This window comes from Halomonas aestuarii (assembly GCF_001886615.1).
Classification (GTDB): domain Bacteria; phylum Pseudomonadota; class Gammaproteobacteria; order Pseudomonadales; family Halomonadaceae; genus Halomonas; species Halomonas aestuarii.
The window spans coordinates 3,365,062-3,377,317 of the sequence record NZ_CP018139.1 but is presented as its reverse complement, the minus strand read 5'-3'; the positions used below and the strand labels follow the sequence as shown (position 1 = coordinate 3,377,317).

General features: G+C 68.7%; 11 protein-coding genes. 2 read left to right on the top strand and 9 right to left on the bottom strand.

Annotated elements, in window-relative coordinates; translation table 11 throughout:
• The first annotated feature begins 13 nt into the window (after positions 1–13).
• Positions 14–628 (top strand): peptide-methionine (S)-S-oxide reductase MsrA, encoded by a 615-nt coding sequence (msrA, locus tag BOX17_RS15745; protein ID WP_071946242.1) that lies wholly within the window; start codon positions 14–16, stop codon positions 626–628.
• On the opposite strand, the gene BOX17_RS15740 is transcribed toward msrA, so the two are convergent.
• The 9 genes from BOX17_RS15740 to can form a co-directional block, all read right to left on the bottom strand.
• Entirely contained in the window at positions 609–1,649 is a 1,041-nt protein-coding gene (locus tag BOX17_RS15740; protein ID WP_071946241.1) for a hydrolase, read from the bottom strand. The two genes, msrA and BOX17_RS15740, sit on opposite strands and share 20 nt — an antisense overlap.
• 8 nt (positions 1,650–1,657) lie before the next feature.
• Positions 1,658–2,962, bottom strand: coding sequence for a Xaa-Pro dipeptidase (pepQ, locus tag BOX17_RS15735; protein WP_071946240.1), 1,305 nt, complete (start codon positions 2,960–2,962; stop codon positions 1,658–1,660).
• Positions 2,959–3,912: a LysR family transcriptional regulator gene (locus BOX17_RS15730; protein ID WP_071946238.1), complete on the bottom strand. Its 954-nt coding sequence runs from the start codon at positions 3,910–3,912 to the stop codon at positions 2,959–2,961. The genes pepQ and BOX17_RS15730 overlap by 4 nt, the downstream gene beginning before the upstream one ends.
• A 61-nt stretch (positions 3,913–3,973) precedes the next feature.
• Entirely contained in the window at positions 3,974–5,020 is a 1,047-nt protein-coding gene (locus BOX17_RS15725; RefSeq protein WP_071946236.1) for an ABC transporter ATP-binding protein, read from the bottom strand.
• Complete coding sequence (locus BOX17_RS15720) at positions 5,020–6,039, bottom strand: ABC transporter ATP-binding protein (protein WP_071946234.1); 1,020 nt, start codon at positions 6,037–6,039, stop codon at positions 5,020–5,022. Before BOX17_RS15720 ends, BOX17_RS15725 begins: the two co-directional genes overlap by 1 nt.
• Before the next feature lie 5 nt (positions 6,040–6,044).
• Complete coding sequence (locus BOX17_RS15715) at positions 6,045–7,001, bottom strand: ABC transporter permease (protein WP_071946232.1); 957 nt, start codon at positions 6,999–7,001, stop codon at positions 6,045–6,047.
• Positions 6,998–8,044, bottom strand: coding sequence for an ABC transporter permease (locus tag BOX17_RS15710; RefSeq protein WP_071946230.1), 1,047 nt, complete (start codon positions 8,042–8,044; stop codon positions 6,998–7,000). The genes BOX17_RS15715 and BOX17_RS15710 overlap by 4 nt, the downstream gene beginning before the upstream one ends.
• A 107-nt stretch (positions 8,045–8,151) precedes the next feature.
• Complete coding sequence (locus BOX17_RS15705) at positions 8,152–9,726, bottom strand: ABC transporter substrate-binding protein (RefSeq protein ID WP_071946228.1); 1,575 nt, start codon at positions 9,724–9,726, stop codon at positions 8,152–8,154.
• A 148-nt stretch (positions 9,727–9,874) separates the two neighbouring features.
• Positions 9,875–10,525, bottom strand: coding sequence for a carbonate dehydratase (gene can, locus BOX17_RS15700; RefSeq protein WP_071946226.1), 651 nt, complete (start codon positions 10,523–10,525; stop codon positions 9,875–9,877).
• 160 nt (positions 10,526–10,685) lie between these two features.
• Between can and gorA the strand changes: the two genes are divergently transcribed.
• Positions 10,686–12,047, top strand: coding sequence for a glutathione-disulfide reductase (gorA, locus tag BOX17_RS15695; RefSeq protein ID WP_071946224.1), 1,362 nt, complete (start codon positions 10,686–10,688; stop codon positions 12,045–12,047).
• Positions 12,048–12,256 lie beyond the last annotated feature (209 nt).

The following is a 12,256-nucleotide window of genomic DNA, read 5'->3' as shown; positions in this document are numbered from 1 at the left end:
AGGAGCGAACCCCATGCCACTGAATCCCGTCCATGCGCCCGAGGGGCGCGACACCCCGCTGCCGATCAGCGGAACCCACCTGGTCAACGGCCACGCCATGCACCCCCCCTGGCCCGAGGGCATGCAGGAGATCGTGCTGGGCCTGGGCTGCTTCTGGGGCGCCGAACGGCTGTTCTGGCAGCTGCCCGGGGTGCAGGTCACCGCCGTGGGCTATGCGGGGGGCGTGACGCCTAACCCCACCTACGAGGAGACCTGTAGCGGGCGGACCGGCCATGCCGAGGTGGTGCGGGTGGTCTTCGACCCCGGGGTCACGGACCTGGAGACCCTGCTGCGGGTCTTCTGGGAGGCCCACGACCCGACCCAGGGCAACCGGCAGGGCAACGACATCGGCACCCAGTACCGCTCGATCATCCTGACCACCACCGACGCCCAGCGGGAAGCGGCCGAGCGCAGCCGCGAGGCCTACGGCGAGGCGCTGTCACGCAGCGGGAAGGGACCCGTCACCACCGAGATCGAGCCGCTGGAAGCCTTCTACTACGCCGAGGAGTACCACCAGCAGTACCTGGAGAAGCACCCCGGCGGCTACTGCGGCCTGAAGGGGACCGGCGTCAGCTGTCCGATCGGCTGATCGTTTGACCGCCTGGCCAGCGCACGAGCCCGTCCGGGGCGGCCCACGCCTCGAGCTGGCAGGCCACCCGGCGGGCGAGCCACGAGGACGGACGCCCGCCGCGCCACTCCACGAACCCGACATGGCCCCCGCGGCGGGCGAGCTCCACCCGCACCGCGGCCGACGGCGTCGGAAACCGTTCGAAGAGCGCCGGCGGCATGAAGGGGTCGTCGTCGGCGTGCAGCACCAGCGTGGGCAGCGCCACCTCGGCGAGCAGCGGGCCGGCGGAGGCCCGCCGGTAGTAGTCCTCGGCGCCGTCGAAGCCGTGCAGCGGCGCCGTCACCGCATCGTCGTAGGCGCGCAGGCTGTCGAGGGCGGCTAGCCCCTCCGGTCCGATCGCCAGGGGCAACTCGTCGCGCGCCAGTCGCGGGGCCATCTTGCGCTTGAGCGAGCCGAGCAGGTGGCGCTCGTAGACCCGGGCGAACCCCTGGCTCAGGGTGTCGGCACAGGCGGCGAGGTCCAGCGGGGCGCTGATGACGATGGCACCGGCCAGGTCGAGGTCCTGGCCGCCCCGTTCCGCCACCAGTTTGGCCAGCATGTTGCCCCCCAGGGAGACCCCGGCGGCGACCTTCATGGCCTCGGGGTAGCGGTGCGACAGCTGGCCGATCAGCCAGCAGGCGTCCGCGGTATCCCCGCTGTGATAGGCACGCGGCAAGCGGTTCGGATGCTCGCCGCAGCCGCGGAAATGCATGAGCACGGCGCGCCAGCCGAGCCCGGCGGCGACGTTGAGCAGTTCACGGGCGTAGGGCGACTCGATCGAGCCCTCGAGCCCGTGGAAGAGCACCAGGATCGGGGCGTCGGCGCTGGAGGGCTCCGGCTGCGACCAGGCCAGCTCGACGAAGTCGCCGTCGGGAAGCTCGAGGATCTCCTGCCGCGTCCTGGCTACGGGAAGCGGCAGGACCCGCGGCAGGAGGGTCTGCACGTGACGGTTGGCGAGCCCCGCCGGGGGCCGGAAGTCGGCGGCGTGCCAGGAATCGACCATGGGGGATCTCACGCCTCAGGCGTGAGGTTGTCGTGGCCGTCCGCCGTGACGGCCACGTTGTCCTCGATGCGGATACCGCCATGGTCGGCCAGGCGCTCAACCCTCGCCCAGTCGATGTCGCGGCCCGCGGCCCCCTCCCTGAGCGGGGCGAGCAGCATCGGGATCACGTAGAGCCCGGGCTCCATGGTGACCACCATGCCCGCCTCCAGCTCGCGGGTCAGGCGCAGGGCCGGATGCGCCTCGGGCGGTGGCAGCGCCCGGCCCGAGCCGTCCATCCGGCCGGCCACGTCGTGGACCTGCAGCCCCAGCGAGTGGCCCAGGCCATGGGGGCAGAAGGCCCGGGTGATGCCCAGGGACACGGCGGCCTCGGGGCTGCAGTGCACCAGGCCCTGCTCGGCCAGCAGCTCCCCCAGCGCCTCGTGCATGCCCTGATGCAGGGCGACATAGTCGACACCGGGGGCCAGCCGATCGATCAGCCTGCGCTGCAGGGCCGTGACCCCGTCGATCAGCGGGGCGAAGGCGGGATCGGCGTCCGGGCCCGCCCAACTGCGGGTGATGTCCGCGCAATAGCCGCGATGCCGATGCCCGCCGTCGAGCAGCAGGCTGAGACGCACCTTGGGGGCGTCGGTCTGGTAGTGCTGATAGTGCAGCACGCCGCCGTGGGCGTTGAGCCCCACGATGTTCGCATAGGGCAAGGCGGTCTCCCGCTGTCGGGAGGCCCCGAGGTAGGCATGCTGGATGTCGAGCTCGGCGCCGCCGCCGAGGAAGGCCTCCCGCGCGGCACGGTGGCCGGCCATGGCGTGACGGTTGGCTTCGCGCAGGCAGGCGACCTCGTAGTCGCTCTTGCGGATCCGGCCCTCGTCCAGGGCGCGCATCAGCGCCTCGGGGTTGCGCTCTGCCCCGAGGCCGTCGGCGAGCGCCTCGGACACGTCGCCGAGCACCGCGAAGCGACCGGACGGCAGGGCGGGCGGGGCGTCGTCGCTGGCCATCTCGATGGCGAAGCGCTCGACCCAGGCCTCATCGGGCAGTCGGGCGGGCAGGTGCCAGAAGTCGTCGGGGGCATGGACCCTGAGCCGGGGGCGCTGCCCGGGCTGGACCAGCAGCCAGCTGCGGGCGAGGTCGGCCTGGCCGGTCCAGTGCATGAAGTGGCCGAAGGCGGCGAAGCTCGCCTCCTGGTCGTCGGCAAAATGATGGCGCGGGGCACCGCTGTAGAGCAGCACGCCGTCGAGGCCCAGGCGCTCGAGCACCTGGGCATAGGCCGCCTCGAGGGCCTCGAGGTGGCGATGCTGCAGGGAGTCGAGAGAGTCGGTCATGGGTGGGGTTCCGGTGATGGGTCAGGGGGCGTGTCGAGGAGCGGCGGTCGCTTCGCCAGGGCCTCCCAGAAGGCCTCGACGGCGGCCTGGCCGTTGCCTCGGCGTCGATAGAGGCGAATCTCCAGGGGCACCTCCCAGCGGGCGTCGCCGGCGCGCACCAGGGTGCCCGCGTCCAGGGCGTCGCGCACGGAGCGTTCGGGCAGCCAGCCGAGGCCGTAGCCCAGGCCGACCAGCTCACGGATGTTGCCGCTCTGGATGCTCTCGTGAAGCACCCGGAACGCCGGGGCGCCGCGAAGCCCCTGCAGGTGATGGCGCAGGGCCATGTGCATCATCCCTCGGGAGTGGTAGGCGATCAGCGGCAGGGTGAAGCGAGCGCCTATCTCCAGGGCGAAGCGGGGCCGGCCGTCCGGCTCGGGCAGCGAGACGGGCACCATCCGCTCGGACCCGAGGCGGCGATGCTCGAGGCCCTGGGTCTCCGGCATCAGTGGATCCTCGGCCCGGGGCCAGTAGGTGAGCACCAGGTCGCACTCGTCCCGGGACAGGCCCTCGAAGAAGTCGCTGGCCAGCCAGCCGGTGGCCCGCAGGTAGGGCGTCAGCGGCGGCGGGGCGGCCCAGCCGGCCAGCCACTCGGGCAGGAAGTGCGCCAGCAGGCTCTGGGGGGCCGCCAGGCGCAGCTGTCCGGCCTCCTCCTCCGCCAGGTGGGTCAGGCGCTGACGGGTCGCCTCGACCCGTCGCGTCACCTCCTGGCAGAGCCCGAGGAACTCCTCCCCGGACGGCGTCAACGTCAGCGGCAGGGTCTGGCGGTTGACCAGGGTCGCGCCCATCTCCTCCTCGAGCAGCTTGATGCGTCGCGAGAAGGTCGGCTGGGTGACGTTCTGCTCCTCCGCCGCGCGCGAGAAGTGCTGGGTCCGGGCCAGGGCGATGAAGTCTTCCAGCCAGCGCAGTTCCATGTCTTTCCTCGAGCCTGGGTCCGGGGTTCAGGCCCGTCATTGTGCCACACCCGCGTGGGCGTCAGTCGATCCGGCCTTCCTCCACGGCATGGCAGGCCACCTGGCTGCCGTCGTCGCTGGCGATCAGCGCCGGGATCTCCTTGCGGCAACGCTCGTTGGCGTGGGGGCAGCGACCATGGAAGACGCAGCCCGACGGCAGGTTGACCGGCGTGGGCACCTCGCCCTGCAGGCGGATGTGCTGTGGCCGGTCGTCCTCCAGGCGCGGGATCGCCGACATCAGGGCCTGGGTGTAGGGGTGACGCGGCCGGGCGAAGAGCGTCGCCGTCGGCGCCACCTCGCAGACCCGGCCCAGGTACATCACCGCCACCCGGGTGCCGAAATGCTCCACCACCGCCAGATCGTGGGTGATGAACAGGTAGGTCAGGTTGCGCTGCTGCTGCGCCTCCATCATCAGGTTGAGCACCTGGGCCTGGATCGACACGTCCAGCGCCGAGATCGGCTCGTCGGCGACGATGAACTCCGGGTCCACCGCCAGCGCCCGGGCGATGGCGATGCGCTGACGCTGGCCGCCGGAGAACTCGTGGCCATAGCGTGCGCCCCAGTCGGCGGCGATGCCCACCGAGGTCATCACCTCGGCGACCTGCTCCTTGACCCGCTGGGGCGACCAGTCCGGGTGGTGCAGGCGGATCGGCTCCTCCAGGGTCTGCTGGATGGTCATGCGCGGGTTCAGCGACGCATAGGGGTTCTGGAAGATCATCTGCATGCGGCGACGGTAGGGCATCAGCTCCTTGTGGGAGAGGTCGTCGATGCGCTTGCCGTCGTAGTGGATCTCGCCGGCGCTGGGATGGAGCAGGCCCATCACGGTGCGCGCCACGGTGGACTTGCCGCAGCCGGACTCGCCGACCACGCAAAGCGCCTCGCCGCGCTGGATGTCCAGGTCGACGCCGTTGATGGCATGCACGTGTTTCTGTTCACGGACCAGCTTGCCGCCCTTGAACTTGAGCTGCTCGAGGAAGTCGCCGGAGAGCGAGAAGCGCTTCTCCACGCCGCGAATCTCCAGCAGCGGCGACGCCGCCTCGGGGGCGATGGCTTGGGCTGTCGAACTCATCAGCGAATCTCCTCGGTCGGAATGCGCTCGCGGTCGAGCATCTCGGCGACCATGTGGCAGGCGACCCGGCAGTTGCCGGAGGTCACGAACTCGGGCACCTCGTCGGTGCAGGCGTGGCGGGTCGAGCCATCGGCGCGCGTCATGAAGCCGCAGCGCGGATGGAAGGCGCAGCCGCTCGGCAGGTTGTCCAGGGACGGCATGCTGCCGGGGATCTGGTTGAGGCGGCTGCCCGGCGTCGCCATCTGCGGCAGGGCGTTGATCAGCCCCTGGGTGTAGGGGTGCTGCGGGTCGTTGATGATCTCCCGGGTCGGGCCCTGCTCGATCACCCGGCCGGCATACATCACCAGCATGCGCTGGGTGACCTGGCTGACCACGCCCAGGTCGTGGGTGATCAGGATCAGGCCGACGTTGTGCTTCTCGCAGAGTTCGAGCAGCAGCGCCATGATCTCGGCCTGGATGGTCACGTCCAGCGCCGTGGTCGGCTCGTCGGCGATGATGATGTCGGGGTCGAGCAGCAGCGCGATGGCGATGATCACCCGTTGGCGCATGCCCCCTGAGAGCTCGTGGGGGTACTGGTCCAGGCGCGCCGAGGGGGAGGGGATCTGCACCTGCTCGAGCTTGCGCAGGGCGATCGCCCGGGCCTCCTTGGTGGAGATGCGCCGGTGGGCCTTGAGGCATTCGACCATCTGCTCCCCGATGGTCAGCACCGGGTTCAGGGTCATCATCGGATCCTGGAAGATCATCGACATGCGGTGCCCGCGGACATGGCGCAGGGCCCGGTCGCTCATGTCGGTGAGTTCCTGGCCGTCGAAGCGGATGCTGCCGCCGGCGATGTAGCCGGGCTTGGCGATCAGGTTGAGCAGGCTGAAGGCCGCCACCGACTTGCCGGCGCCGGACTCGCCCACGATCCCGAGGCGTTCGCCACGCTCCAGGCTGAAGCAGACATCACGCAGGGCCTGCACGTCACCGCGGCGCAAGGCGAAGCGCACGTCGAGGTTGGTTACGTCGAGGAGTGCCATGGGAATCAGCCCTTGTAGAGTCGCGGGTTGAGGACGTCGCGCAGCCAGTCGCCGAGCAGGTTGATGACCAGCACGAGAACGACCAGCACGGCCCCGGGGATCAGGGTGATCCACCAGGAGCCCGACTGGATGTAGTCGAAGCCCGACTTGATGAGCGAGCCCAGCGACGGGTGCGTTTCCGGCATGCCGAGTCCCAGGAAGGACAGCGCGGCCTCGGAGATGATGGCGTTGGCCACCTGTACCGTGGAGATGACGAAGATCGGCGACAGGGTGTTGGGCAGGATGTGGCGGAACATGATGCGCCGGCTCGTGAAGCCCATCACCCGCGCGGCATCCACGTACTCCTTGCTGCGCTCGGCCAGCACCGAGGCGCGCACCGTGCGGGCGTACTGGGGCCATTCGGCCAGGCCGATGATCAGCACCAGCAGCGGCACCGCGTAGTCACTGTAGGTGGCGCCGCCGAAGGCCGCCTTCACCACGGCCCCGACCACGATGGCCACCATCAGGGTGGAGAACGACAGCTGGATGTCGGCCAGCCGCATCAGGAAGGCGTCGACGCGCCCGCCGAGGTAGCCGGCCAGCAGCCCGAAGCTGACCCCCAGCAGGGCCTGCAGGGCCACGGCGCCGAAACCGATGACCAGCGACACCCGGGCGCCGTAGAGGATGGTGGAGAGCAGGTCGCGACCCTGGGCATCGGTGCCCATCAGGTAGGCCGGGTCGCTGCCGTCGACCCAGAAGGGCGGCAGCTCCGAGGCCAGGATGTCGATCTGCGCGAGGTCATAGGGGTCCATGGGCGCCAGCCATGGGGCCAGCACCGCGACCCCGACCAGGGCGATGAACACCAGCAGGCTGATCTGGGCTATCGGGTCGCGCTTGAAGCTGTAGAACAGGTAGGAGCCGCGGAAACGCGACCAGCGGCTCGCCACGGGGACGCTTGCCATGGAAGAGTTCGTGGTGGTCATGCGGGTTTCCCTGTCAGCTTGACGGTGGGGTTGACGAGGCCGTAGATGAGGTCGACCAGGGTGTTGGTGATCACGAAGATCAGCCCCACGATCATCAGGTAGGTAACGATCAGCGGCACGTCGGAGCGCTGGATGGCATTGAGGAACATCAGGCCCATGCCCGGCCACTGGAAGACCGTCTCGGTGAGGATGGTGTAGGCCACCAGGGTGCCGATCTGCACGCCGCCCACGGTGATCACCGGCAGCATGGTGTTCTTCAGCGCATGGATGAAGTAGATCCGGCGCAGGGAGATACCCTTGGCCCGGGCGAACTTCACGTACTCGGACTGCAGCACCTCGAGCATCTCGGCGCGGATCAGCCGGATGAACAGCGGCAGCATGATGGAGGCCAGCGAGACCGCCGGCAGCACCAGGTAGGTCAGCCCGGTCAGCGAGGCGAAGTTGGTGTCCCAGGTGCCGAAGACATTGACCGGGTCACCGCGGCCGTAGGCCGGCATGCCGCCCTCGGTGGAGAGCACCCCGTTGAGCCAGGCTCCCCAGCCGGTGTCGGCGGGGAAGGGCGACCAGCTCACGCCGATGGCGAACAGCTGGATCAGCACGATGGCGGTGAGGAACACCGGTATCGAGATGCCGATGATCGACACCCCCATGAAGAAGCGCGACAGCCAGGCACGCGGCCGGATGGCGCTGTACACGCCGATCGGTATCGACAGTGCGATGATCAGGAAGGTACTGGCCGCCACCAGCTCGAGGGTCGCCGGCAGGTGGCGCATGATGACCTCGGTGGTCGGCTGGTTGAAGGTGTAGGAATAGCCGAAGTCGAACTGTACGGCATTGCCCGCGAAGCGCAGGTACTGGACCAGGAAGGGGTCGTTGAGACCCAGTTCCTCGCGCAGGGCCTCGCGTTCGCTCTCCGGCACCGACTGGCCGACCATCTGCTGGATGGGGTCGCCCAGGTTGTCCTGGATGGCGAAGGCGATGATGCTGATGATGAACATCACCAGCAGGGCATGGTAGAGGCGCTTGATCAGGAAGGCGATCATGGCTGGCGTCCCGTGTGCAACACGCGGTGACGCACTCGCCTGGCGAGCGCGTCACAGGGGTCGTGGTTTGGAGTCGCCGGCCCACGCGGGGCCGGCGCGAGGCGGGGTTACTCTTCGTTGATGACCAGGTCCCCGAGGTAGGGGAAGTTCATCACGTTCAGGACCGGCTCGATGTCGACGTTGGAGGCCGAGGCCCAGGCCAGGTCCTGCCAGTGCAGCGGCACGAAGGCGGCATCGTCGTAGAGCGCCTGCTCGACCTGCTGGAGCATCTCGGCGCGCTTGGCCAGGTCGACCTCGAGGTTGGCCTCGGCCACCAGCTTGTCGAGCTCCGGGTTGCAGTAGTTGCCGGCGTTGTACTGGCCGGCCCCGGTGTCGGCGTCCGGACAGGCGGTGAGGTACTCGTGGAAGTTCGCGCTGTCCTCGGTATCGGCGTGCCAGCCGATCATCATCATGTCGGCGACGCGGTCGTCATACTCGCCCCAGTACTGGGCCTTGGGCAGCGTCTTGAGGTCCACCGTCACGTTGATGCGCGCCAGCATGGCGGCGACCGCCTGGGCGATCTTGGCATCGTTCACGTAGCGGTTGTTGGGCGCCATCATGGTGATCTCGAAGCCGTCCTCGTAGCCGGCATCGGCCATCAGCTGCTTGGCCTTCTCCAGGTCATAGCGCGGCTCGAGGCTGTCGACATGGCCCGCGTAGCCGGCCGGGGAGAACTGGGCCGCCGGGGTGGCGAAGCCCTTCATGAGGCGGTCGGCGATACCTTCCTGGTTGATGGCATAGGCGAAGGCCTGGCGGACCCGCGGGTCCTGGAAGGCCTCGACGCGCTCCTGGTTCATGTGGAACAGGATGATGCGGGTGCCCGACATGGTCACCAGCTGGACGTTCTCGTCCTCGCGCACCCGGTCCAGGTCGTTGGGCGGCACCGGGGCGATGAAGTCGACGTCGCCGGAGAGCAGGGCCGCCACGCGGGTGGCATTCTCGCTGATCGGGGTCATGACGATGTTGTCGACGTTGCCCGGGGAGTCCTCGTCCCAGTAGTCGTCGAAGCGCTCGAAGCCAATCCGCACGCCCTGCTGGCGTTCGGTGACGACATAGGGGCCGGTGCCGGAGAGATGGGTCGAGGCGTAGGAGTTGCCGTTCTTGACGATCTCGTCCTTCGGGTCGCCATCCTCGTCCGTGCCGCTGTAGAAGGCGCTGTCCATCGGGAACACGTAGGTCGCGAGGTTCAGCAGCAGCGGGTAGGGCTTGCTGGTCTTGAACTCCACGGTCGTGTCGTCGATGGCGGTGACGCTCGCGATGGGCTCGAAGATCGCCTTGAAGTCCGGGCTGCGCTTGAGGCGCTCGACGGTCCAGACCACGTCCTCGGCGGTGAAGCTGTTGCCGCTGTGGAAGGTCACGTCATCACGCAGCGTCATGCGCATGGTGGTGTCGTCGACCTGCTCCCAGGCGGTGGCCAGGCGCGGCTCGAAGGTCAGGTCCTTGTTCCAGCGCACCAGCGGGTCGAAGGTCATGTGGGAGAGCTGGAGGATGCCGCCGGAGAGCTGCTCGTGGATGTCCAGCGAGACGGGGTCGGCGTCGTAGGCCATGCGCAGACTGGTCTCGGCGCTGGCCGCGGCGGGCAGCAGGGCGGTGGTCATGGCGGCGCCGATCACGCTCGCCAGCAGGGTCTTCTTGAGAGTCATGTGTCGTTCCATGCCGGGTGACTTGTTGTTGGTGTGATGACCGTTGCAGGCCAGTTAACAACATAGAGAGCCCGGCCGCCGCTGCCCAATCGAAATTTCGACAGGCGCCATGCGCCCGGCGAATGAGCCCCGCCGGACGCCTGCCGGATCAGTCCCCGGCGGGCACGACACGATCGATGCGGTAGAGGGTGGCCACCTGGTCGAGACCGTGGACGCTGCACTCGAGGTCGGAGACGATGCCGTCGCTCAGGCCGTAGACCCAGCCATGCACCGAGAGCGGCTGGCCCCGCTGCCAGGCGCGCTGGATGATCTTGGTGCGGCACAGGTTGTCGACCTGGGCCTTGACGTTGAGCTCGCACATGCGGTCCACCTGCTCGTCGAGGGGGAGCGACTCCAGCTCGCCGCGGTGGCGGCTGTAGAGCTCGCGCACCGAATGCAGCCAGTAGTCGACCATGCCGCACTCCCCACCCATGACGGCGGCCCGGACACCGCCGCACCCGTAGTGGCCGACCACCATGATGTGACGCACCTTGAGCACGTCCACGGCGAACTGGACCACCGAGAGGGCGTTCATGTCGTTGTGGTGGAGCAGGTTGGCCACGTTGCGGTGAACGAACACCTCGCCGGGCGGCAGGTTGATGATCTGGTTGGCCGGCACCCGGGAGTCGGAGCAGCCCACCCACAGGTATTCCGGGCTCTGCTGGCTGGCCAGTCGGGCAAAGTAGTCCGGATCATCGAGGCACATCCTCTCCGCCCAGGCGCGGTTGTTGGCCAGGAGGGTCTCGATCTCGTGTTGCATGGCAGGCTCCGGAAGGCAGGGCAGGATATTCGGTGCCTTCTTGTAACCCCGCCGGTGGAGTGGGTCAACCACTCTCCCGAGGCGTCCCGCCGGCTGGTATGATGCCCGCCGAGATTCACTGCGGGCCACGCATGGCCCGACCCTTCGACAGGAGACTTCCGTGTCAGACTTCGACTATGACCTGTTCGTGATCGGGGCGGGTTCCGGCGGCGTCCGTGCCGCCCGCACCGCGGCCGCCACCGGCGCCCGGGTCGCCATCGCCGAGGACCGCTACCTGGGGGGCACCTGCGTCAACGTCGGCTGCGTGCCGAAGAAGCTCTACTCCCAGGCGGCGCACTTCCACGAGGCCTTCGAGGATGCCGGCGGCTTCGGCTGGCAGCTGCCCGAGGCCCCGCGCTTCGACTGGACGACCCTGCGCGACAACAAGATCGGCGAGATCAAGCGACTCAACGACATCTACGGGCGGCTGCTGGACAGCGCGGACGTGCGCCTGATCAACGGGCGGGCCCGGGTGGTGGATGCCCATCACGTGGAGGTGGGCGGCGAGACCCTGAGCGCCAAGAAGATCCTGGTCGCCGTGGGCGGCTGGCCCTGGACGCCAGACTTCCCCGGCAACGACCTGGTGGTCCACTCCAACCAGGTCTTCGATCTCGACACCTTCCCCGAGCGCTTCCTGGTGCTGGGCGGTGGCTACATCGCCGTGGAGTTCGCCAGCATCTTCAATGGCCTGGGCAGCGAGTCCCACCTGGTCTACCGGGGCGGGCTCTTCCTGCGCGGCTTCGACCAGGAGGTGCGCGAGTTCACCCGGGACGAGATGGCCAAGAAGGGCGTCAACCTGCACTTCGACGCCAACATCGAATCGGTCGAGAAGGTCGCGGGCGGCCTGCTGGTGACCCTGACCAACGGCGAGCGACTCGAGGTGGATGCCGTGCTGACCGCGACCGGTCGTCGCCCCCACCTGGACGGGCTGGGACTCGATGAGCTGGGCGTGGCCCGCACCGAGAGTGGCCACCTGGCAGTGAACGAGCGCTTCGAGACCTCGGTGCCCTCGATCCTCGCCATCGGCGACGTGACCGGCGGCCTCGAGCTGACCCCGGTGGCCCTGGCCGAGGCCATGCAGCTGGTCAGGCACCACTTCGAGGAGGCCGAGCCGGCACCGCTGGACTACCGCAACATCCCCACGGCGGTGTTCTGCCATCCCAACATCGGCACCGTGGGGCTCTCCGAGGAGCAGGCCCGCGAGGCCTGCGGCGAGATCCGGGTCTACACGGCGGACTTCCGGCCCATGAAGCACACCCTCTCCGGCAGCAGCGAGCGCTGCCTGATGAAGCTGATCGTCGATGATGCGAGCGACGTGGTAGTGGGGGCCCACATGGTGGGCGAGGAGGCCGGCGAGGTGATCCAGGGGATCGCCGTGGCCGTCCGCGCGGGACTCACCAAGGCCGACTTCGACACGACCGTGGGCATCCATCCCACCGGCGCCGAGGAGTTCGTCACCATGCGGGTGCCGACCCGGCGCTGAGGGTCGGCCAGCGCCCTGACGTCATCGCGGGCCACCCCTCGGGGTGGCCCGTTGCGTTTCCCGCCTCGCCGGTCGTTCCGGCGTTCCCGTTGTGGTCTATCCTCGAGATAAGCGGCACTGCTGGCGTTTCCGGCCTCCACAGCATAATTTTCCATTATGGATCGGTGACGGCAGGATAATCATGGCTTTGTATTGCCGATAAGCCGCTG